Here is a 21,988-nt window from a genome sequence, read left to right as displayed (position 1 = left end):
ACAAGCATCATAATTCTAAATTATCTATTTAAGATATAAGCAAAAAGAACTAAATTATCAATGTGGCATTTAAACACATATTGCCATACTTTTATCCAAGACCAATGCATTTTTCACCGTTCACGACAATAATTAGCTAGCCATCATCAGCCATATTGCATATTTCGACTAAGTAAGTCTACTTTGGCGCAAATCAAGCTTACAATATTACAAAATCAGATATATTTCCTAAAAACAACTTTACGATCTAAATTTCGCTTTCTATGTGTTGAGAACATGACTGTAAAAAGTCAGATTAATTTTTTTTCATATTTTTATCACATTTATGCATCTTTGTTGCAATTTCGACACAAAATGTTGCAATATTACCACTGAAATTTTGTAAGCTTTATATTATGAGGATTCTCGATTGATTTTTTTGGGGTAAGCCGAACTTAAAAGACGTTTTTAACACAAACATTATGCGACTTTATTCTTTTTTATTAGCTGAGCTCAATTGAAAATAACATATAAATACAAATATTTAAGTATCATTAGATCCTTATATTTAAAAAGGTAGATCATGACCAATTCATTGGTTGAAAATAATAAAAGCAAGGCCATCCAATGAAAGGCTTTCAAATACCTAAATTAACGGAAGAAGAGCGCATCCAAGGAAAAGCACTAAAAAAGCGACGCGCGGCTATCGGCATAGCAATAATAGTGCTTGCCTTATTAACAGCTGCAGTATCATTTCTCGTTCTGATTGGATTAACGCCTATCTCGCCAGACCGTCCGGTCACAATTGTGTTAATCTTTACCAATGTCGCAATGATTTTTTGCTTAATTGCGGTTATTATTCATGAGCTTTATCCAATTATTAAAGCATGGCGGGCACGGCGGGCAGCTTCCAAATTGCATGTGCGGATAATTGCACTTTTTTCATTGGTTGCCGCCCTTCCAGCTTTAGTTATTGCGATCATCGCCCTTGTTACACTCAATTTAGGGTTAGATCGTTGGTTTGATGTGAACACTCGCCAGATTGTTGATTCATCAGTAGGTTTTGCCAATGCCTACGCGAGTGCAACATTAAACTCATTACAAGCTGCATCCTATACGATGGCACAGCAATTAGATAATCGACAATTGTTAAACTTAAATCCTGTTGAATATAAACGCCAAATGTCATTGCAAGTAACTGGCCGCAATTTAAGTGGCGCCTTTTTATTGGGAAGTAAGGGTAATATTATTACAGCAAGTGAGCAAACTGAAGGTACCAATTTACCAATCCCACCAGAAGAATGGATATTAAAGGCAAGCACCGATGAGCCTGTTGCTTTTCAACCAGGTGAACATGATTATTTCGGCGTTATCTTAAAAATGCAAAATATTGATAATGCATGGCTGTATATTGCTGGACAAGTAGATCCGAACGTATTGGATGCGCTACGTTTAACCGAGAATAATACCAACCGTTATCGTGACATGGAGGCAAATCGTGTCACTATGCAAATTGCTTTTGCGGTTCTCTATTTCTGCCTTTTCCTCATCATGCTGTTATCGGCGATTTGGACAGCAATTGCTGTGGCTGACAAGCTTGTTCTTCCTATCCGCCTCTTAATTGGGGCAGCAGATGATGTTGCTGCAGGCAATATGAATGTTCTCGTACCAGTACGCGCCCGTGATGGCGATGTTGGACATTTATCCAAAACGTTCAATTACATGGTCTCTGAACTTAAAAACCAGCAAAACTTGCTCATTTCAGCCAGAGACCAAATTGATGAGCGGCGACGATTTTCAGAAACAGTGTTATCAGGGGTAAGTGCGGCTGTTATCGGAGTTGACGATCATGCTGACATTACCATTATTAATAAATCTGCGGAGACTATGGTTGAATTCAAGCCTGAAGAGGTTATTGGTCGCAGCTTGATTTCTGTTCATAGCGAAATTGGTCGGGTTTTTGAAGTCGCGCGTGCATCAGCTAAAAAAATTCATCGTGAACAAATATCAATTACCCATCATGGTAGAGCACGCGTATTTAATGTGCAAACTACAATGGAAGAATCAGAAAAAGAAGCGCATTCATGGGTAGTTACAATTGATGATATTACCGACCTTATCGATGCCCAACGTTCGTCAGCATGGGCAGATGTTGCCCGCCGCATCGCTCATGAGATCAAAAACCCACTAACCCCAATCCAACTTTCAGCAGAGCGAATTCGCCGCCGCTATGGAAAAGTCATCACCAGTGACCGCGAAGTTTTCGATCAATGTGTTGATACAATTATACGACAAGTTGGCGATATTGGACGCATGGTTGATGAATTTGCCTCTTTTGCGCGCATGCCGAAACCAGTAATGGCAACAACTGATCTACGCAATGCTTTGCGTGAGGCTAGCTTTCTTGTTGAAGTTTCACGGCATGAAATCAAATTTGAACGCGATTTTGGCGCAACCCCATTGATGGGAAGCTTCGACAATCGCCTCATAGGGCAGGCTTTTGGCAATGTTATCAAAAATGCTAGCGAAGCGATTGATGCAGTTTCAGGCCGTGAAGGTTTTCATGGTCATATATTCGTGCGATCTTATGATAAAGATGGTTCTATTTTTGTTGATATTATTGATAATGGTAAAGGATTGCCAAAAGATGACAGGCAAAAATTACTTGAACCTTATATGACAACACGTGAAAAAGGCACTGGCCTTGGCCTTGCAATTGTACGCAAAATCGTCGAAGAACATGGCGGTTATATGGAATTACATGATGCTCCAAGTGATTTTTATGGTGGTATTGGGGCTATGATCCGTTTTATTTTTCCACAAATTGAAAATAACCATAATAATAAAGACATAGACATGTCTTCTAAAGAAGAAGGTTTAAAATAATGGCATCTGATATTCTTGTAATCGACGATGAAATGGATATTCGGGAACTCGTTGCTGGCATTTTAGAAGATGAAGGGCATGAGACACGTATGGCGGGCGATGCTGATCAGGCTTTGGCTGCTATCAATGAACGCGTCCCTCGCCTTATTTTTCTTGATATATGGCTGCAAGGAAGCCGGCTTGACGGTCTATCTTTGCTTGATGAGATTAAAAAGCAATATCCAAACCTTCCCATTGTTATGATTTCTGGTCATGGAAATATTGAAACCGCAGTTTCTGCTATAAAACGCGGCGCTTATGATTTTATTGAAAAGCCATTCAAGGCAGATCGCCTCGTGCTCGTTGCAGAAAGAGCGCTTGAAACCTCAAAATTGAAGCGTGAGGTCACAGAACTACGCAAAAAGGTAACAGATACGCCAGAATTACTTGGAAATTCCTTAATTATCAACCAATTGCGACAAACCATCGAAAAAATTGCTCCAACCAATAGTCGTATCATGATAACCGGTCCTTCGGGCTCTGGCAAAGAAATGGCCGCACGGATGATCCATGCGCTATCAACCCGTGCCAATGGTCCCTTTGTTACCTTAAATGCTGCAACAATTACGCCCGAACGTATGGAAATTGAGCTTTTTGGCACCGAAATGGACGGGGGGGAGCGGAAAATTGGTGCACTAGAAGAAGCCCATGGTGGTATTTTATATCTTGATGAAGTTGCCGATATGCCGCGCGAAACGCAAAACAAAATTTTGCGTGTACTAACCGAGCAAAAGTTTGAGCGCGTAGGCGGCAATAAACGCGTCAAAGTTGATGTCCGTATTATTTCTTCAACAGCACAAAATCTTGAAGGACTAATTGCGGAAGGTTTATTTCGCGAAGATCTTTTCCATCGCCTTGCTGTCGTGCCACTATCGGTACCGGCATTATCGCGCCACAGAGAAGATATTCCCACCCTTGTTGACTTCTTCGTCAAACAAATTGCTAGCCAAACAGGAATTCGTCCACGCATTATTAGCGATGATGCTATGGCCGTTTTACAAGCGCATAGTTGGCCCGGGAATGTAAGGCAATTGCGAAACAATGTTGAGCGCCTTCTCATTTTAACCCGCGATGACAATAGTGAAGAACCAATCACGGCTGAACATCTACCTGCCGAAATTGGCGATTCTTTGCCGCGTGTTCCAACCGATAATGACCAGCACATTATGGCTCTTCCTTTGCGCGAAGCGCGCGAATTGTTCGAAAAACAATATCTTGTTGCTCAAATCAATCGTTTTGGTGGTAATATTTCGCGCACGGCAGAATTTGTCGGCATGGAACGCTCAGCCCTGCATCGAAAATTGAAGTCTCTAGGGGTATATTAAAATATGCGCGTTATTATTTGTGGTGCAGGACAAGTAGGCTATGGTATTGCCGAGCGCTTGGCAGCAGAGCAAAACGATGTAACAGTCATTGATATTTCGCCCGATCTTATTTTTACAATAAGAGACGAGTTAGACGTGCGCGGACTTGTTGGCCATGGCTCTCATCCCGATATGCTTGCCGCCGCTGGTGCCGATGAAGCTGACATGCTGATTGCTGTTACCCTTCATGATGAAATTAACATGGTAGCATGCCAAGTAGCCCATTCGCTTTTTGCCGTACCAACCAAATTTGCACGCGTTCGCTCGCAAGCCTATCTTGATCCACGCTATCAAGATCTTTTTTCGCGAGAAAACCTACCCATAGATGTGGTTATTTCACCCGAAATTGAAGTTGGAAGGCTTATTTTAAGACGCCTTGCTGAACCTGGTGCTCTTGATGTTTTGAGCATTTGCGATGGCAAAGTTCTTTTTCTTGCCATTAGCTGCAGTGAAGACTGCCCGCTCATAAACACGCCTTTGAGGCAATTAAGCAGCCTATTCCCCGATCTTCAGGCGACAGCAGTTGGCATAAAACGCAATGGTAAATTATTCATTCCTCAAGCAGATGATGAATTAAATGCCGGTGATATTGTTTATATAACGGTATTAGAAAAACAAGTACGCCGCACCATGGCACTTTTTGGCCATGAGGAACAAGAAGCACGTCGCATAATTATTGCAGGTGGCGGGCATATTGGTCTATATGTCGCGCAAGAAATTGAAAAGCAAAATCATCCTGCTAAAGTCAAAATAATTGAGTTTGATAAAGAACGTGCTCTTTACATCACTGACAGATTGAAGAAAACTCCGGTTTTACATGGAAGCGCATTAGATCAAGAAGTATTACAAGAAGCCGGAGCTGAAACGGCAGATCTTATTGTAACTTTAACCAATCAGGATCAGGTCAATATATTAAGCGCGATGATGGCAAAACGTCTTGGTACATCAGCTAATATGGTACTTATTAATGATCCTGTTTATGAAGAATTTACGCGAACTGATGGCATTGATGCCCATATAAATCCGCGCAATGCCACCATATCAAAAGTTTTACAGCACGTTCGGCGTGGGCGCATCCGGGCTGTACACTCCATTTCAGATGGTAAAGCAGAATTATTGGAAGTTGAGGCTGTAGAAACATCTCCACTTGTGGGTAAAACCATTAAGGAATTAACCCTATCAAATCGTTTGCGAATTGGTGCAATCTATCGCAAAGACGAGATTATTAGACCTACCGGTGACTTGCGGCTTCAGCCCAAAGACCGTATTGTAATTTTTGCCTTAGCTGAAGCTGTAAAAGAAGTGGAGCAAATGTTTAGGGTAAGTTTTGAATTTTTCTAACAATAATCATTTGTTTAACTATTTATTCGTTGGGATCGTATTTTAAATTTTTCAATATAATGTTTGACAAATTTATAAAGTAGTCGGGCACAAAAACATTCAATTGCTAGTTTCATGTGCTTTTAAAATACTCTAAAGTGGTGAAATACTGCTTTCATCAGGAAATTTTTATGGATATTTGTACCTTCTGGTATGGAGAAAAGCTCCGCTATATTGACCAGCTTTGCCTTGCATCTATGGTGCAAACCGGCCAACATGTGAAATTATATGCACATAACCACGTTGAAGGCGTGCCTGAAGGCGTTGAGCTATGTGATGCTGAACCGATTTTGCCGCTTTCGCTGCTTTATAAGCTTGACCCCAGCTTTCCAAGCTTTAAGCCATCACGCTCTATCGTGCAGTTTTCTGATATTTTCCGTGTCATGTTGATGAAATATCAAAAAGGTGTTTGGCTTGATACAGATATATATTTAGTAAAGCAATTTCATCCAAATCCAAACGAAGTTTGGCTTGCTAGCGATAATGCGCGACGTGTTGGTGTTTCTGCGCTTTATCTTCCGCCCGATAATCCGATTATCGCAGAATTTGAGAACTATATTAATGGAACTAACCTTGTCCCCTCATGGCTAGGCTTTAAAAAACGGGTTTGGCTGCCATTTTTGCTTAAACTAAAAAACGAGCCAGTCCAGCCAAACCATTTAGGTATAACTATTTTTGGCAATGATGGTATATCAAGGCTTGCAAAAAAATATCATTTTTTTGATAAGGCAAAACCTAGAGAAAGTTTTTATTATTGGTCTGGACGAGACGCAGAAAAAATATTTGATCCTGCATTTGGCATTGAGCCAACTCTGAATAAGGATTTTATTGGCTTTCACATTCACAAAAAAGCTAAAACAGAGCAACCGCCACTTGAAGGTAGTTTTTTTGATTGGGCAATTAAAAGAACTCCGCTTTCATAAGTCTATAAAAAGATAACCGATTGCCGACAACAATCACTTATTTGTTGATAAAAAAACACGTTAACGCAAAACTTATCTTTTTTCACTATTGCGAAAGGGGTGACTAGTACCCTATCTATTTTATTAAACTTATCGCTATTAGTCAGTGATTCGAGATTTTACTAAAATTTGGTCTATTTTTTGTAGATTAAAATTAATTAAATGAAAGCCATATAATGAGTGAATCGATTGAAACTGCAATGAGCCTTGTTCCTATGGTGGTCGAGCAAACCAATCGTGGCGAACGAGCTTATGATATTTTTTCGCGTCTTTTAAAAGAGCGTATTATTTTTATAAATGGCCCTGTTGAAGATTATATGGCACTTACTGTTTGTGCGCAGCTTTTGTTCCTTGAGGCTGAAAATCCTAAAAAAGATATTCACCTTTATATCAATTCACCAGGTGGATTGGTCAGTGCAGGCATGGCAATTTATGATACAATGCAATTTATTCGCCCCAATGTTTCTACCCTTTGCATGGGGCAAGCTGCTTCTATGGGATCGCTACTCTTGACAGCAGGCGCAACCGGTTCTCGTTTTGCGCTGCCGAATGCCCGTATTATGGTGCATCAGCCTTCTGGTGGTTTCCAAGGTGCGGCCTCTGACATTCAACGTCATGCAGAAGATCTTATTAAGGCAAAACGTCGCCTTAACGAAATTTACGTAAAACATACTGGGCAAAGTTATGAAATGGTTGAAAAGACGCTTGATCGTGACCATTTTATGACAGCACAAGAAGCAAAAGACTTTGGCCTTATTGATGATGTTATTGAAAAACGCGTCATTAGTGAAGCTGAATAATCAAATTCTTAACGAGATCCGATCTGATTATCGATTAAAGATTTTTAAAAATGCTTTTTAGGTGTATAATATTTGCTTAATAAATATTTGCACCCAAAACTGGAAATATGACTCAAAGGGGAAAAAGATATCTAGCCTTATTGGACTTAGATATCTTGCTTAGGCAGAATTAAATAACAGATATTATAAACCCGTATAATATCTGTATGAAAGGAAACAGTGATGAGCAAAGTTGGAAACACCGGCGGCGAATCCAAGAATACGCTTTATTGCTCATTTTGCGGAAAAAGCCAGCACGAAGTTCGCAAATTAATTGCTGGGCCAACCGTATTTATCTGTGATGAATGCGTTGAATTGTGCATGGATATTATTCGCGAGGAGAATAAATCTTCCTCTGTGCGCGCAACTGATGGCGTTCCAACCCCTCAAGAAATAATGGTCGTTCTTGATGAATATGTCATTGGTCAATCCTATGCAAAACGCGTCTTAGCAGTAGCAGTGCACAACCACTATAAGCGCCTTGCTCACCAATCCAAGAACTCGGATATTGAGCTTGCAAAATCTAATATTATGCTTGTTGGGCCAACTGGTTGCGGTAAAACCTATCTTGCCCAAACTCTTGCTCGCATTATTGATGTGCCTTTTACAATGGCAGATGCGACAACTTTGACCGAGGCTGGTTATGTTGGTGAAGACGTTGAGAATATTATTCTAAAACTATTGCAATCGGCAGATTACAATGTCGAGCGCGCTCAACGCGGTATTGTCTATATTGATGAAGTGGATAAAATTAGCCGCAAGGCCGATAACCCTTCAATCACCCGCGATGTTTCAGGTGAAGGCGTACAGCAGGCACTCCTAAAAATTATGGAAGGTACTGTTGCATCTGTCCCACCGCAAGGCGGACGCAAACACCCACAACAAGAGTTTTTGCAGGTGGATACAACCAATATTCTATTCATTTGTGGCGGTGCTTTTGCGGGTCTTGACAAGATTATTTCTGAACGCGGTGCAAAAACATCTATCGGTTTTGCAGCCAATGTTTCAGGGCCTGATGATCGCCGGCTTGGTGAGATTTTCCACGAACTTGAGCCAGAAGATTTGCTAAAATTTGGCTTAATTCCTGAATTTATCGGTCGTCTTCCTGTAATTGCAACTTTGGAAGATCTTGATATCGATGCTTTAGTTCGCATCCTATCAGAGCCTAAAAATGCGCTTGTGAAACAATATAAACGCCTTTTTGAAATGGAAGACGTTGAATTGACTTTTCACGATGATGCATTGCGCGCTATTGCTAATAAGGCGATTGAACGTAAAACTGGAGCTCGCGGCTTGCGCTCAATTATGGAAAAAATTCTACTTGATACTATGTTCGAATTACCCACACTGGAAGGTGTGCGAGAAGTCGTTATTTCTGGCGACGTCGTAACTGGTGAAGCTCGGCCACTTTATATTTATGCAGACCGCAAGGTAGAAAAAGAAAATGCAACGGCCTGAAAATAGTTATTAAGCATCTTTATTTTAGGCAAAAAATTATAAAGCCGTATATTGAAAACGCTATAAAGGGTTTATCAATGTACGGTTTTTCTAATTTATAACAAAATTCTACAACATCGAAATTCATTTACCTTTTAGGGATAGTGTCAAGATAATTATATCACCACTTATCGGTTAGATATTATATGGGTAAATGTAGATATTTTCTAATTAGGAGTAGGCCTATGTACCGCTTTATCAGACCAATACTTTTAACAATCGGCTTATACTCATTGATCCCCGCCTCATACAGCTTCGCAACCACTATAGATGAACTTGCTCCCTATCGTGGCGTATATGAATTACAGCTAGATAACGCCAGTGACAAATCTGGAATTACAGGGTTTTCCGGACGTATGGTCTATGAATTTACCGGCAACAAATGCAAAGGCTTTACAACTAAATTTCGCTTTGTCAGCAAAGTTGACTTAAGTGAGTTGCCACAGCGTATGAGTGATCAACAAGTAACAACCATCGAAAGCGGTGATGGCAAAAAATTTAGTTTTAGAAGCAAGAGCTTTACCGACCAAGAGCTAACCAAGGAAGTAGATGGCAGCGCTGAGCTTGAAGAGGACGGCTTGAAAGTTGACATTACAAAACCAGAAGTTGCAAATCATCAATTGAAAAAGGCAATCTTCCCAACTGAACATACTATCGAAATTATTAATCATGCTTTGAATAAAAAATACATTTTTAATACCAATATCTTCGATGGCTCAGAAGATGCCGATAAAATAACACCTACTAATGTGGTGATTGGCAAAGAGATCGCCGCCCAACCAAATGAAGAGACCAAAATTATGGGTAAATTGGGAGAAGAGCCAACTTGGCCCATCAATATCTCATATTTTGATGATAGTAGTAGTCAAGATGGTCTTCCAACTTACCGCACTAGTTTTTTATTATATAAGAATGGCGTAACGCGCGACCTCATCATGGATTATGGCGATTTTTCTATCAAAGGGAAGCTCATTAAAATTGAATTGCTTGATAAGGGCGATATTGACTGTAGCGCAAAGTAAGAAAATTATTATCGCTTCGATACGTCATATAAGTTACATCTTAATAGTCTATCTCATGAAAAATATGGAATTCGACAACAAATTACTAATGGTAGCTTGCATTTTTGTCTTTAGTCCTATAAAGGCAAGCTATTCCACACACGAGATATGGGCCAAGCTAAAATTACTAGCGGGTCCGCCGGTGGCAGATTTGCCTCATTTCGTGAAGGTATAACCGGAAATTAAGGAAATTAAAATGTCAGTGCCTGATTTTTCAATGCGCCAACTACTTGAAGCTGGTGTTCACTTTGGTCACCAAACACATCGTTGGAACCCAAAGATGGCTCCCTATATCTATGGCGAGCGTAATAATGTTCATATTATCGATCTTTCACAGACTGTACCTATGTTGCACCGCGCTTTGCAGGTGATTTCAGATACAGTTGCTCGTGGTGGTCGCGTTCTTTTCGTTGGTACAAAGCGTCAAGCTTCAGAAATTATTGCTGATGCTGCTGATCGTTCTGCTCAGTATTATGTTAATGCTCGTTGGCTCGGCGGCATGCTCACCAACTGGAAAACTATTTCTAATTCAATTCAGCGTCTTCGTAAATTGGATGAAATTTTGACCAATGAAGGCCAAGGCTTCACCAAGAAGGAACGCCTAAACCTTGAACGTGAGCGTGAAAAATTGGATCGCGCCCTTGGTGGTATTAAGGATATGGGTTCGGTTCCTGACTTAATGTTCATTATTGACACCAATAAAGAAGCAATTGCTATTCAAGAAGCAAAGCGTCTTGGTATTCCAGTTATCGCTGTCGTTGATACCAATTGTGATCCAGACAATATCGACTATCCAATACCAGGTAACGATGACGCAGCTCGCGCAATTTCGCTTTATTCTGATCTTGTTGCTCGAGCAGCCCTTGATGGCATTGCGCGTCAACATGGCGCAAACGGCATTGACATTGGTGCACAAGTTGAAGCACCAATCGACACAAATGTTGAAGAAGCTGTAGCTTCTAACTAGGACAACAAATGTCAGCCAATTTAGGCTAATATTTGAAATTTAAATTATTAGCGGGCGTGCGTGAGCCGAAAGGTCATCAAGCACGCTTCGTTATTTTTAACAAAGAGGCTAAAATGAGCATTTCCGCATCTCAAGTTAAAGAACTTCGCGAATTAACCGGCGCCGGCATGATGGATTGTAAAGCCGCTCTTGCTGCAACAGATGGCGACATGGAAGCAGCCGTTGATTGGCTTCGCGCTAAGGGTATTGCTAAGGCAGACAAGAAGGCTGGTCGTACTGCAGCTGAAGGTTTGATTGGTATTGCATCAAATGGCAATACTGCTGTTTTGGTTGAAGTAAATTCTGAAACTGATTTCGTTGCACGTAATGATGCATTCCAAGCACTTGTAAATGGTGTAGCGCAAGCAGCCCTTTCAACTGATGGTTCAGTTGAAGCTGTTGCCGATTCAATCTATCCTGGCTCAAGCAAAACTGTTGCTGACACTATTAAGGATTCAATCGCAACCATTGGCGAAAACATGAATTTGCGCCGCGCTGCTAAGCTTTCGGTTGATAAGGGTGTTGTTGCAACCTATATCCATAATGCTGTTGCCGATGGTCTTGGCAAATTGGGTGTTCTCGTTGCTATTGAAACCGATGGCGATGCAACCAAGGCACAAGCAGTTGGCCGTCAAATTGCTATGCATATTGCTGCAACCAATCCACTTGCTTTGACTTCAGACGAAGTTGATGCCGGTGCTATTGAGCGCGAAAAATCAGTATTTTCTGAACAAGCTCGTCAATCAGGCAAGCCAGAAAACATCATCGAAAAGATGGTTGAAGGCCGTATGCGCAAATTCTTTGAAGAAGTTGTTCTTCTTTCACAAGCTTTTGTTATCAATCCTGACATCACCGTTGAAGCAGCATTAAAAGAAGCTGAAAAAGAAATTGGCGCACCAGTCAAGCTTGTAAGCTATGTGCGCTTTGCTCTTGGTGATGGCATTGAAAAGGAAGAAACTGACTTTGCAGCTGAAGTTGCTGCAGTTGCAAAAAGCTAATTAGTTTTAGCAACCGGTTTTAACTGAATAAACTTTTTAAGCGGAGTAAGTTTACTACTTGTTCCGCTTATTTTATTGGCACATTGGTAAATATATTTATCAGCCAAAATCTACGCACAATAAAGTATTTTTCGTAAATTCGCCCTATTTTTATAGTTAGCATATTATTTAACAGAATAAAAAAGTAGTAAATAACAGCGCCAATACACTTTAAATATATTTAAAAGGCTTTGAAATGGGTAAATTTTGCTATTACAAAAAAGCTATTGCATTACAAATTATTACAGCAATCTGTTATTTTTTTTCATTAACAATTTCACAGGCCCAATCCGTTAATCACACCAAGATGGAAGGCGCCGATATTTCCATTATATTTAACAATGAAGTACTAAATAATGAGCCCCAATGGCGTTATGGGCTTATTGATGTAAAGCTACAACCTGACTGGAAAACTTACTGGGAAAATTCTGGTAACTCTGGTTTGTCACCCAATTTACAAATAGAAAACGGTATTAAAAATACGTTATTATTTACAGCTCCTCATTTATTACAAGAAGGAAAAGATTGGGCATATATCTATAAAGACCATGCGCAAATTCTTTTCCGTATCGCTGCCAGCGATATTGCAAGCGTTAATTTAAAAGGAAATTTATTAATTGGAATTTGTAATACTATTTGCGTACCGGTTGATGTTCCTTTTATACTTAATAGTAAACCGACTAATAATTTTGTTAGCAAGTTAAAAATTCAGACTGCGTTAAATGCGTTACCGCAACAAGCTAGTGACACATTTTATGTAGAAGAGCCAAAGCTGCATGATAAATATATCGAAGTTGTCTTACACCTACCCCATCAAAGTAAAATTGCTGAATTATTTTTAGCCTCAGATAAGGCACAATTGGGCATTGCAAAACTCATTCAGCAAGAGCCAAATAAAATTATCTTTTCCGCCCCAATATTATCTGGCAAGCTTGATAAAGGGCAAAAAGTCCACTTTATTGCAAATGATGGAAATGGAACAATCTCCGGCTCAGTCAATATTGCTGACCATTAAATTTATAATCACTTATAGATTTTTGATCGCAACATACGAGAATTCTATTTCCATTCATTTAAAAGCATATCGTAGAAATGTTGGGCGGCAGGTGATAAAATTGATCCTCGTCTTTTCACTACACCAATCATTCTTGATACTGTAGGATTAACTATCGGCCGTGTTACTAAAAAAGGGTGTTCCCCTTGCGGTGTTGCCATTTGCGGTAGCACTGATATGCCAAGACCAGCTTCCACGAAGCCAAGTGAAGTAGATAGATGTGTAACTTCATAGCGCCAGTTAATTTTTATATTTTCTTTGGCCAACGCCGCTTCTAGCAAAATGCGATTTGCGCTTGAATTATGAACGGTTATCAGCGAATAAGGTTTTAAATCTTCCCACAAAACGACCTCTTTTTTGGCTAAAGGATGATCGCGCTTTACCGCAAGCACAAATTTATCTTCCATGAGCGGCTCAAATGCTAATTCGCTATCTATCCCACTTATAATATTAATACCAAACTCAACCTCCCCTCGATTCACCGCTTGAAGGCCATCAGTTGCTGTCAAATCAAGGATACGAAAACGTATTTCAGGATATTGCAAACTAAAGCGGCTAATTATACGCGGTAAAAAATAAAATGCAGCAGTTGGCAAGCAGGCAATTGTTACTAAGCCAGTAGCTTTTACCCCTTTATCGCGAGCAGCGAATAAAGAACCATCGAACTCCTCAATTAAGCGGCGGACCAAGGGTAATAATTCATTGCCTAATGCGGTCGGACCAACATGGCGCGTTGTTCGCTCCAATAGCGGTGCACCAATTATTTCCTCAAGTTTTTGCATACGCCGGCTTAGTGCTGGTTGCGATATATGCAAAACCTCCGCCGCACGGTTAAAGCTGGTAAGCTCGACAATTGTTAAAAACGCTCTAAGATCTAAGATTTCGCAATTTATGCTCATTGGTTATTAATTACCCCCTAAAATTGCATTTTTCAAATCAATCAAAATGTGTAATATAAATTAATAGTTAGAATTAATGCAAGATAAACATATCTGGAAAGGTAAGTTGATTATACGACTAATTCATAACTTGAGGAGTTCCCAATCTAATTGGGAGTTTATCTGTCCGTCGAATTTTAAGGACTTATCTCTGGGCAATGCTGACTTCATTTATGTTATGGGAGCGATTCATGAATGATCTTAAATATATACCTTGTGTTATTATGCGTGGTGGTACTTCGCGCGGACCATTCTTTCTAGCATCAGACCTTCCAAAACAAGTTAACCAACGCGATAATATCTTATTATCAATTATGGGAGCAGGACATCCGTTGCAAATTGATGGTATTGGCGGTGGAAACCCAGTTACCAATAAGGCTGCTATAGTGGGCCCAGCAACAGTGTCTAATGCAGATGTCGATTACTTATTTGCCCAAATACGTAATCTAGAAGGCATTGTCGACACAAGCCCTAATTGCGGAAATATGTTATCTGCTGTTGGTCCTTTTGCAATTGAAGCAGGGCTAGTTTACCCAACAGAGCCTATAACTTTCGTAAAGATCCATAATATTAATACAGGTGAAATCATTGAAGCAGAAGTACCGGTTGTTGACAATGCTGTTTGTTATAATGGTACAAGCGCGATAGATGGAGTACCAGGAACAGGGGCTGGTATTTATCTTAACTTTCTGAATTCTGCTAATGGCGATTTTACAAGCCTGTTTCCAACTGGAAAGACAATAGAAGTAATCAATGGTGTCACTATTACATGCATTAATAGTGCCATACCACTTGTGCTTATCGATCCAGCCCCCTTAAATGTTACAGCACATGAAACTGCTCAAGAGTTAAACGCGAATAAGCATTTAATAGATCAGATTGCTGCAATCAGACAAGAAGCAGGTCTAAAAATGGGGCTAGGAGATGTACGAAATAAAGTAATTCCCAAACCTGTTTTATTGAGTAGTAGTAAAAAAAAATCTACGATTAATGCCCGCTATTTCATGCCAGACGAATGCCACCCAAGCCTCGCTACGACCGGCGCTGTTGGCATTGCAGTAGCAACCACAATCGAAAACACATTAGCAAGCCAGCTTTCTGGAAAGCAAAACACACCTACTGATATTATCATCGATCATCCCTCAGGAAGTCTTTCCTTAACAATTCGAAATAGGGATGGAAGAAATATAGTCAGTCTTTTAAGAACCACACGCAGGATTTTTCAAGGTGCTGCTTTGTTAAAGTAGCAAAGTGATAAAAATACAAAATAACGAATTTTGAGCAATGATAAAGTTGGAGGACAAAGATGCTTAAAAAGATATTAATCACTGTTTTTACGTTACTATTTATAAATATCGCAGCTGCAGAAAAAGTAAGGATAAGTGTAGGATCCTTCAATCTTAATAACTTACCCTTCCCTGTGGCGGTTGGATTGGGCCTATATGAAAAACACGGTCTAGATGTAACGGTAGAAAATTTTGCCTCTAACGGATCAAAAACCTTACAAGCATTGGTAGCAGGTTCCACAGATATCGCCGTTGGATTTTATGATCATACGATCCAAATGCAAGCACAAAATAAGCATGTTGTGGCCTTTGTTCAATTGGCACGAAATTCTGGGCTAGTAATGGCAGCAGGAAACAACTCAAAGTTTGATCCGCAAGACCCTTCAACCATTAAAGGTTCAAAAGTTGGCATTACCGCGCCAGGATCATCATCTGACTTTTTCATACGTTTTTATCTAAAACGCCATGGGCTCAGCGATAAAGATGTTTCAATTATTGGTGTTGGCTCAGGATCAGCAGCAGTTGCTGCATTGGAGCAAGAAAAAATCGATAATCTTGTCAATTACGATCCTGCTGCAACCTTTTTAATTACCAAGGGAGTTGGGCGCATTGTTATTGATGGTAGGCAAGATCAAGGCGCAATTGACATCTATGGGGGAATTTATCCAACATCGGTCCTTTATGCATTACAGGATTATATCACAAAAAATCCTCAAACCATCCAAAAGGTAACGGATGCAACAGTTGAAGCATTGGCTTGGATGCATGATCACACAGCAAGTGAAATCGTTGATGCAATGCCTAAGGACTTCGTTGCTGGAGACAGAGACACTTTTATTAAAGCTATTGAAAATGCTCGGCCAATTTTTTCGACCGACGGTTTAATAAATCCAACAGATATTAAAATACCATTAGATGTTTTAAAGACATTTAACCCACGTGTCTCACAAGCCGACATAGATCTTTCTAAAACCTACACCGATGAATTCGTGATTAAGGCATTAGAAAGGAATAAAAAATGAATTCCGTAACGGAGTTATCGCAAACAATACCCACAAATACAATGGTGGATATAAATGAAGTAACTATGGCCTTTGGAGATTTTGTTGCGGTTCAAAATGTCAACTTATGTGTAAAAGACGGCGAATTTCTCGCAATTGTTGGGCCAACTGGTTGCGGAAAAAGTACGATCCTAAATGCAATTGCAGGCCTGCTAAAAGCTGCTAAAGGATCGGTACACATTGATAATAAAAAGGTTAAAGGCGTACAGAATGAAATTGGTTACCTTTTCCAGCAAGATGCACTTTTACCTTGGAAAACCGCTTATGAAAACACTGAGCTCGGCCTACTTTTTCGTAAAGTCCCGAAGAATGAGCGGCATGATAAGACTATGCAATGGCTAGCTAAGGTAGGCCTTAAAGGATTTGAACATCGTTATCCGCACCAATTATCAGGAGGGCAACGCAAACGTGTTCAAATGGCACAAGTCTTGATCACTGATCCCAAAGTTATTCTAATGGATGAGCCATTCTCTGCCTTAGACATTCATACCCGCCATCTAATGCAGAATGAGCTTTTAAGACTTTGGCAAGAAAAACAACGTGCAGTGATTTTGATAACCCATGACCTAGAGGAAGCTATAGCGCTAGGTGATAGAGTTGTTATTTTATCAGCAGGCCCAAGAAGCAATATCATTAATAGTTTCGACATTGACTTAGATCGGCCGCGAAATGTTTCAGAAGTAAAACTCGATTCGCGTTTTATGGAATTATATAGAAAAATTTGGCTATCCTTGAGCAACGAAGTGGAGAAAAGTTATGAACGTCATGACTGAACGAATTATTCAGTTAACCATTATCATTGTCATCATTGGTGGATGGGAGCTAGGTATAGCGTTAGGCTTTATAGATATTTTCTTTTTCCCTGCCCCTAAAGATGTTTTAAAACAAATAGTCAATTGGTTAACTGATACAGATTTTTATAAACATGTTTCAATCACTTTAACCGAAACAGTTTTGGGCTATTTAATCGGTACAGGGTTAGGTGTTGCTGCAGGTGTTTGGCTTGGATTAAGCAATAATGCCGCACGCATTTTAGACCCATTTATTAAAGCATTGAATGCAATACCCCGCGTTGTATTAGCACCTATTTTTGTTTTATGGCTCGGCTTGGGTCTATGGTCAAAAGTTGCGCTTGCCGTTACCTTGGTGTTTTTTATAACCTTTTTTAACGCGATGCAAGGTGTACGCGAAGTAAATAATATTGTATTGGCAAATGCAAAAATATTAGGAGCAAACCGTTTAGAGTTATTGCGCCACGTCTATTTTCCAGCTGCGGCGAGTTGGATTCTTTCATCTCTTCGCACTTCGGTAGGCTTTGCCGTTGTTGGTGCAATCATTGGTGAATACCTAGGATCATCGGCAGGATTAGGCTATTTAATCGCTCAATCTGAAGGCAATTTTGATGCGGTAGGTGTATTTGCTGGAATTATTATTCTTGGTGTTTTCGTTCTTGTTATCGATATGCTTCTCGACATCATAGAAAACAAATTGATAAAATGGCGCCCTAAAAAAGCATAATCTATAATGGATAGGCAGTTTAAAAAGCAACATCTCCCTTAATAATATTGCTCTAAAACCCAAATTGCCTATTTCATTAACACTATCCAGCTTTAATTTCGGCAACGCCCTTACGCGCTAAACTATCAACACGCTCATTTTCTGTATGTCCAGCATGCCCTTTAACCCAATGCCAAACAACATCATGGCGTTTACGAGCCACGTCAAGTGCTTGCCAAAGATCCATATTTTTAACCGGCTTTTTGGCTGCCGTTTGCCAACCATTACGCTTCCAACCTTCAATCCATTTTGAAATGCCATCACGTACATAAACTGAATCAGTATACAGATCGACTTTACATGGTTCTTTCAGCGCATTTAACGCTTCAACAGCTGCCATAATTTCCATACGATTATTAGTGGTATCTTTTTCACCGCCAAATAATTCGCGCTCATGACCATTATATTGCAAAAGCGCACCCCAACCACCAGGGCCGGGATTACCGGAACATGCGCCATCAGTATAAATTACTATCTGTTTCATCATCTATTATTGTCAGCTATCAACAGTTGGGTAGCCCAAGCTCGCTACTACGCGCTATCTGTCTAAAAAAGCGTAGTTTACGCAAATATTCGATTGGATTTTTTTTAACCACAAATCCGCTATCATCAATAAAGAACCAATCATAGGCGCGAGTTAAAAAGAAGCGCAATGCGGCACCGCGTGCTAAAATAGGCAATAAATCTCGCTCACGATCAGAAAGCTGACGCTGCGTAGCATAATGAGATAGAAGGGCACTCCCCTTGGTCAAATTATACGATAAATCCGCTTCAAAGCACCATGCATTTAAGCAAATGGCCAAATCATAGGCGAAGGCATCATTACAAGCAAAATAAAAATCAATTATGCCGGATAAATCACCATCAAGGAAAAACACATTATCATTAAATAAATCAGCGTGAATCACGCCAGATGGTAAATCACTAGGCCAATTTTTTTCAAGAAAAACTAATTCATTATCTATTTCTTTTTCAAGATCTGGAGCCATATCATTTGCGCGATAACGCACATCACTCCACAATTGACGCCAACCATCGATTGAAAGGCTATTTTTTCGTTTAATGGGAAAATCAGAGCCCGCTACATGTAAATTAGCAAGAGCGGCTCCCACTTTACCACAATGAAAAGCTGTAGGCTTCCTAACCCACATCCCCTCAAGAAAACTAATAAGCGCGGCTGGTTTTCCAGCTAATCGACTTACCATCTCGCCATCTTTACGAAGGATAGGTTGCGGGCAAAGAATGCCTTTTTGAGCAAGATGTTGTGTTAGCCCAAGAAAAAACGGCAAATCGCGCTCATCTACGCGCTTTTCATAAATAGTAAGAATAAAGTTACCAACTTTTGTGCGTAACAAGAAATTAGAATTTTCAACGCCTTCAGCAATGCCCTTATATGAAAGAAGCGTTCCAACGTCATATTCGTTTAAAAAGCCTGCAAGCTGCTCTTCACTAATATCGGTATAAACAGCCATTGCCGATTACCTTTCTTGTTAGGCTAATTCATTAAGCGCGGAATCACCCTCTACGCCATTCACAAAAGCCATATCATCATTGGTTAGAATAACATCACGCAATTCACGATTTACTAAGAAATTTTCAAGCTCTTGCGTTGTTTCAGCAAGCTCAATACTCATCTCATAGCGCTCACGAAAAGCTTCTATAATTTCTGAAACAATGATTTCAGGTGCAGAAGCTCCCGCAGATAAACTAACCACCCCTAAAGAACCCAAATTCAACCAATCAATTTCAGAAGCACGTTGTACCAAAATAGATTTTTTAGCCCCTGCTCTTTCCGCAACCTCGACAAGGCGACGTGAATTTGATGAGTTGGGAGCTCCAACAATCAAGAACAAATCGCTACCTGGTGCAGCTGCTTTAACAGCGTCCTGCCGATTGGTTGTTGCATAGCAAATAGATTCAGCTGCCGCCGCCTGCATTTGTGGAAAACGTTGGTAGAGCACCTCAATAATGCCAGCTGTATCTTCAACCGATAAAGTCGTTTGCGTAACAAAGCCAAGATTTTCAGGATCAAGTGGCTGGTAAGTTTGCGCATCCTCAATGGTTTCAATAAGGCTTACCGCCCCTTCATCTAATTGGCCCATGGTGCCAATTACTTCTGGATGCCCAGCATGTCCAATCAAAATAACATGTCGTCCGTGCTTGCGATGTCTAATCGCCTGCTTATGCACTTTTGATACCAAGGGACAGGTAGCATCAAGGTAAAAAAGATTTTTAGCCGTTGCATCTGCCGGTACTGACTTTGGTACTCCATGCGCCGAGAAAACGACAGGCCGATCACGAAGATCTGCCGGAATTTCATCTAGCTCTTCAATAAACACCGCACCGCGAGCAATTAAACCTTCAACTACGTAACCATTATGAACGATTTCATGACGTACAAACACAGGCGCGCCATATTTTTTTAAGGCTGCAACCACAATCTGAATAGCTCTATCAACGCCTGCACAAAATCCACGCGGTCCGCACAAGCGTATAGTTAGGGGTGATTTGGTGGCCATAAAATTCTGTTCCTCTGTCAAAGAAATAAAATGCATAGGTTATTCAGAACCTTAAAACACATCGGCAATCAAAGTAATATTTGAAACTAGCAGATCCATCGCTTTTAAAATATCAATATCATATATAGCCGCTAACCCTTATATAATCTAGCCAGAAAATTATAGCGAAAATATTTTTTGACTAAGCGTTTAATTAACGCTTAAAAAGAAAGCCTAAATTTATGCTCCAAATTTTGCATAAGTTGCAATGTAAATTAATAAAGCTAATAGCAAAACCCCCACCATGATACCTAAAGCACGGCTTTTTCTTGCAGCTTTTTGTTCTTTTGTAAGGGTTAAGTAAGCTTGTTTATCAGATGACTTAACCATTAGTTATATCCCCAAATTGCAAGTGCTTTAATGGCAAGATTTTCAAGCAAAAGAACAGCAAAAACACCGGTTAAATAAAATAGTGAAAAGAAAAATAGTCGTTTTGCAGCAGGGATAGTTTCATCTCGTGTACTCGTCTTCCATAACTGAACGGCACGAATAATAAAAATAACACCCAAAACAGCAGAAATACTGCCAAATACAATTCCCGCAAAGCCTAAGACATAAGGCAAAACGCCGATTAATGCCATTAAAATTGCATATACCAAAATTTGGTTTTTTGTCGAACGCTCGCCCTTAACATTTGGCATCATCGGAATATGCGCAGCTTCATAATCTGTTGTACTAAACAAGGAAAGAGCCCAAAAATGCGGTGGCGTCCACATAAAAATAATTAAAAATAAAACAATGCTATCAAGACTAATTGTACCTGTAACCGCAGCCCAACCAATCATTGGGGGAAAAGCACCAGATGCTCCACCTATAACGATATTTTGCGGAGTTGAACGCTTTAGCCAAATTGTATAAATGACCGCATAGAAAAAAATTGTAAAGGCCAAAAATAGCGCTGAAAACCAATTAATAAAAACACCCATCACGCCAACAGAAAAAGCAGCCAAAACCAAACCAAATATTAATACTTGGTTGCGGCTTATTTTACCCGATGGAATAGGTCGAGATTGAGTACGTTTCATCACAGCATCAATATCAGAATCGTACCACATATTTAATGCACCTGACGCACCACCACCGACAGCAATGCATAAAATAGCAAGAAACCCCAAAATAGGGTTAATTGTTCCAGGTGCAACCACAAGGCCTACAAAGGCAGTAAAAACTACCAAGGACATAACGCGAAGTTTTAACAACGTGATATAATCGCGGCTTTCCGCAATGGAAATATAAGCCATTTCAGGTGTTTGATTGATTTGATTAGGTATTGACATTAACGTACCCATCGAGCATTTGCTCAAATTAGTTAAACTTTGCAGCAGTAGATTAAAAATTGATACCATATCATCTCATAATTATCGACAATTTGCATCACATTAATCATAAATCAGAATTACAAAATATTTTATAGTAATTTAGACAGGAAAAACCATTAAACATCTTTTGCAGGCAATTTAACGACCAATTGTAGCTTATTTATC

20 protein-coding genes are annotated in these 21,988 nt (G+C 39.9%); 14 read left to right on the top strand and 6 right to left on the bottom strand.

Annotation, left to right across the window (positions count from 1 at the left end):
• The first annotated feature begins 606 nt into the window (after positions 1–606).
• From N6B01_RS05385 to N6B01_RS05340, 10 genes are all read left to right on the top strand, one after another.
• Complete coding sequence (locus N6B01_RS05385) at positions 607–2,865, top strand: sensor histidine kinase NtrY-like (RefSeq protein WP_262080258.1); 2,259 nt, start codon at positions 607–609, stop codon at positions 2,863–2,865.
• Positions 2,865–4,229, top strand: coding sequence for a nitrogen assimilation response regulator NtrX (locus tag N6B01_RS05380; RefSeq protein ID WP_182419272.1), 1,365 nt, complete (start codon positions 2,865–2,867; stop codon positions 4,227–4,229). Before N6B01_RS05385 ends, N6B01_RS05380 begins: the two co-directional genes overlap by 1 nt.
• A gap of 3 nt (positions 4,230–4,232) precedes the next feature.
• On the top strand, positions 4,233–5,609 hold the full coding sequence (gene trkA, locus N6B01_RS05375) for a Trk system potassium transporter TrkA (RefSeq protein WP_182419271.1): 1,377 nt from the start codon (positions 4,233–4,235) through the stop codon (positions 5,607–5,609).
• Between the two features lie 170 nt (positions 5,610–5,779).
• The gene (locus tag N6B01_RS05370) at positions 5,780–6,571 is read left to right on the top strand and encodes a glycosyltransferase family 32 protein (protein WP_262080257.1); all 792 of its coding nucleotides are present in this window, start codon (positions 5,780–5,782) and stop codon (positions 6,569–6,571) included.
• Between the two features lie 215 nt (positions 6,572–6,786).
• Positions 6,787–7,410 carry an ATP-dependent Clp protease proteolytic subunit gene (locus N6B01_RS05365; RefSeq protein WP_262080256.1) on the top strand — a complete coding sequence of 208 codons (624 nt, stop codon included), beginning with the start codon at positions 6,787–6,789 and terminating at the stop codon, positions 7,408–7,410.
• 222 nt (positions 7,411–7,632) lie between these two features.
• Positions 7,633–8,907, top strand: coding sequence for an ATP-dependent Clp protease ATP-binding subunit ClpX (gene clpX / locus N6B01_RS05360; RefSeq protein ID WP_182419268.1), 1,275 nt, complete (start codon positions 7,633–7,635; stop codon positions 8,905–8,907).
• Between the two features lie 224 nt (positions 8,908–9,131).
• Complete coding sequence (locus N6B01_RS05355; protein ID WP_262080255.1) at positions 9,132–9,968, top strand: cell envelope integrity EipB family protein; 837 nt, start codon at positions 9,132–9,134, stop codon at positions 9,966–9,968.
• Between the two features lie 235 nt (positions 9,969–10,203).
• On the top strand, positions 10,204–10,974 hold the full coding sequence (rpsB, locus tag N6B01_RS05350; RefSeq protein WP_182419266.1) for a 30S ribosomal protein S2: 771 nt from the start codon (positions 10,204–10,206) through the stop codon (positions 10,972–10,974).
• A gap of 113 nt (positions 10,975–11,087) precedes the next feature.
• On the top strand, positions 11,088–12,011 hold the full coding sequence (tsf, locus tag N6B01_RS05345) for a translation elongation factor Ts (RefSeq protein ID WP_182419265.1): 924 nt from the start codon (positions 11,088–11,090) through the stop codon (positions 12,009–12,011).
• Positions 12,012–12,246: 235 nt separating this feature from the next.
• Positions 12,247–13,065 carry a protein-disulfide reductase DsbD domain-containing protein gene (locus tag N6B01_RS05340; RefSeq protein ID WP_262080254.1) on the top strand — a complete coding sequence of 273 codons (819 nt, stop codon included), beginning with the start codon at positions 12,247–12,249 and terminating at the stop codon, positions 13,063–13,065.
• A 44-nt stretch (positions 13,066–13,109) separates the two neighbouring features.
• Here N6B01_RS05340 and N6B01_RS05335 read toward each other — a convergent pair whose 3' ends face one another.
• Positions 13,110–14,003 (bottom strand): LysR family transcriptional regulator, encoded by an 894-nt coding sequence (locus tag N6B01_RS05335; RefSeq protein WP_262080253.1) that lies wholly within the window; start codon positions 14,001–14,003, stop codon positions 13,110–13,112.
• A 230-nt stretch (positions 14,004–14,233) separates the two neighbouring features.
• Between N6B01_RS05335 and N6B01_RS05330 the strand changes: the two genes are divergently transcribed.
• From N6B01_RS05330 to N6B01_RS05315, 4 genes are read left to right on the top strand one after another with little or no spacing between them, the layout of a single operon-like run.
• Positions 14,234–15,289: a PrpF domain-containing protein gene (locus tag N6B01_RS05330; protein WP_262080252.1), complete on the top strand. Its 1,056-nt coding sequence runs from the start codon at positions 14,234–14,236 to the stop codon at positions 15,287–15,289.
• Positions 15,290–15,348: 59 nt separating this feature from the next.
• Positions 15,349–16,350 carry an ABC transporter substrate-binding protein gene (locus N6B01_RS05325; protein ID WP_262080250.1) on the top strand — a complete coding sequence of 334 codons (1,002 nt, stop codon included), beginning with the start codon at positions 15,349–15,351 and terminating at the stop codon, positions 16,348–16,350.
• A gap of 41 nt (positions 16,351–16,391) precedes the next feature.
• Positions 16,392–17,162: an ABC transporter ATP-binding protein gene (locus N6B01_RS05320; protein ID WP_262080586.1), complete on the top strand. Its 771-nt coding sequence runs from the start codon at positions 16,392–16,394 to the stop codon at positions 17,160–17,162.
• On the top strand, positions 17,146–17,907 hold the full coding sequence (locus N6B01_RS05315) for an ABC transporter permease (RefSeq protein ID WP_262080248.1): 762 nt from the start codon (positions 17,146–17,148) through the stop codon (positions 17,905–17,907). The genes N6B01_RS05320 and N6B01_RS05315 overlap by 17 nt, the downstream gene beginning before the upstream one ends.
• An 82-nt stretch (positions 17,908–17,989) precedes the next feature.
• Here N6B01_RS05315 and rnhA read toward each other — a convergent pair whose 3' ends face one another.
• The 5 genes from rnhA to cyoE all read right to left on the bottom strand — a co-directional run bounded on the left by rnhA (position 17,990) and on the right by cyoE (position 21,781).
• Positions 17,990–18,430 (bottom strand): ribonuclease HI, encoded by a 441-nt coding sequence (gene rnhA, locus N6B01_RS05310; RefSeq protein WP_262080585.1) that lies wholly within the window; start codon positions 18,428–18,430, stop codon positions 17,990–17,992.
• A 19-nt stretch (positions 18,431–18,449) separates the two neighbouring features.
• Positions 18,450–19,418, bottom strand: coding sequence for a homoserine kinase (locus tag N6B01_RS05305; protein WP_262080247.1), 969 nt, complete (start codon positions 19,416–19,418; stop codon positions 18,450–18,452).
• Between the two features lie 18 nt (positions 19,419–19,436).
• The gene (gene ispH / locus N6B01_RS05300; RefSeq protein ID WP_262080246.1) at positions 19,437–20,465 is read right to left on the bottom strand and encodes a 4-hydroxy-3-methylbut-2-enyl diphosphate reductase; all 1,029 of its coding nucleotides are present in this window, start codon (positions 20,463–20,465) and stop codon (positions 19,437–19,439) included.
• Positions 20,466–20,684: 219 nt separating this feature from the next.
• Complete coding sequence (locus tag N6B01_RS05295) at positions 20,685–20,834, bottom strand: hypothetical protein (RefSeq protein ID WP_262080245.1); 150 nt, start codon at positions 20,832–20,834, stop codon at positions 20,685–20,687.
• Entirely contained in the window at positions 20,834–21,781 is a 948-nt protein-coding gene (cyoE, locus tag N6B01_RS05290; RefSeq protein WP_410007237.1) for a heme o synthase, read from the bottom strand. Before cyoE ends, N6B01_RS05295 begins: the two co-directional genes overlap by 1 nt.
• Between the last annotated feature and the right edge of the window lie 207 nt (positions 21,782–21,988).

Origin of the sequence: Bartonella sp. HY406 (assembly GCF_025449315.1) — a bacterium.
Lineage (GTDB): Bacteria > Pseudomonadota > Alphaproteobacteria > Rhizobiales > Rhizobiaceae > HY038.
The sequence above is the reverse complement of the archived record's forward strand: the minus strand, read 5'-3'. Positions and strand labels throughout refer to the sequence as shown.

What these genes read in the sequence shown, in the direction of transcription:
- N6B01_RS05385 (WP_262080258.1), top strand. Translation starts at nt 607, where the DNA reads ATGAAAGGCTTTCAAATACCTAAATTAACGGAAGAAGAGCGCATCCAA.
- N6B01_RS05380 (WP_182419272.1), top strand. Translation starts at nt 2,865, where the DNA reads ATGGCATCTGATATTCTTGTAATCGACGATGAAATGGATATTCGGGAA.
- trkA (WP_182419271.1), top strand. Translation starts at nt 4,233, where the DNA reads ATGCGCGTTATTATTTGTGGTGCAGGACAAGTAGGCTATGGTATTGCC.
- N6B01_RS05370 (WP_262080257.1), top strand. Translation starts at nt 5,780, where the DNA reads ATGGATATTTGTACCTTCTGGTATGGAGAAAAGCTCCGCTATATTGAC.
- N6B01_RS05365 (WP_262080256.1), top strand. Translation starts at nt 6,787, where the DNA reads ATGAGTGAATCGATTGAAACTGCAATGAGCCTTGTTCCTATGGTGGTC.
- clpX (WP_182419268.1), top strand. Translation starts at nt 7,633, where the DNA reads ATGAGCAAAGTTGGAAACACCGGCGGCGAATCCAAGAATACGCTTTAT.
- N6B01_RS05355 (WP_262080255.1), top strand. Translation starts at nt 9,132, where the DNA reads ATGTACCGCTTTATCAGACCAATACTTTTAACAATCGGCTTATACTCA.
- rpsB (WP_182419266.1), top strand. Translation starts at nt 10,204, where the DNA reads ATGTCAGTGCCTGATTTTTCAATGCGCCAACTACTTGAAGCTGGTGTT.
- tsf (WP_182419265.1), top strand. Translation starts at nt 11,088, where the DNA reads ATGAGCATTTCCGCATCTCAAGTTAAAGAACTTCGCGAATTAACCGGC.
- N6B01_RS05340 (WP_262080254.1), top strand. Translation starts at nt 12,247, where the DNA reads ATGGGTAAATTTTGCTATTACAAAAAAGCTATTGCATTACAAATTATT.
- N6B01_RS05335 (WP_262080253.1), bottom strand. Translation starts at nt 14,003, where the DNA reads ATGAGCATAAATTGCGAAATCTTAGATCTTAGAGCGTTTTTAACAATT.
- N6B01_RS05330 (WP_262080252.1), top strand. Translation starts at nt 14,234, where the DNA reads ATGAATGATCTTAAATATATACCTTGTGTTATTATGCGTGGTGGTACT.
- N6B01_RS05325 (WP_262080250.1), top strand. Translation starts at nt 15,349, where the DNA reads ATGCTTAAAAAGATATTAATCACTGTTTTTACGTTACTATTTATAAAT.
- N6B01_RS05320 (WP_262080586.1), top strand. Translation starts at nt 16,392, where the DNA reads ATGGTGGATATAAATGAAGTAACTATGGCCTTTGGAGATTTTGTTGCG.
- N6B01_RS05315 (WP_262080248.1), top strand. Translation starts at nt 17,146, where the DNA reads ATGAACGTCATGACTGAACGAATTATTCAGTTAACCATTATCATTGTC.
- rnhA (WP_262080585.1), bottom strand. Translation starts at nt 18,430, where the DNA reads ATGAAACAGATAGTAATTTATACTGATGGCGCATGTTCCGGTAATCCC.
- N6B01_RS05305 (WP_262080247.1), bottom strand. Translation starts at nt 19,418, where the DNA reads ATGGCTGTTTATACCGATATTAGTGAAGAGCAGCTTGCAGGCTTTTTA.
- ispH (WP_262080246.1), bottom strand. Translation starts at nt 20,465, where the DNA reads ATGGCCACCAAATCACCCCTAACTATACGCTTGTGCGGACCGCGTGGA.
- N6B01_RS05295 (WP_262080245.1), bottom strand. Translation starts at nt 20,834, where the DNA reads ATGGTTAAGTCATCTGATAAACAAGCTTACTTAACCCTTACAAAAGAA.
- cyoE (WP_410007237.1), bottom strand. Translation starts at nt 21,781, where the DNA reads ATGTCAATACCTAATCAAATCAATCAAACACCTGAAATGGCTTATATT.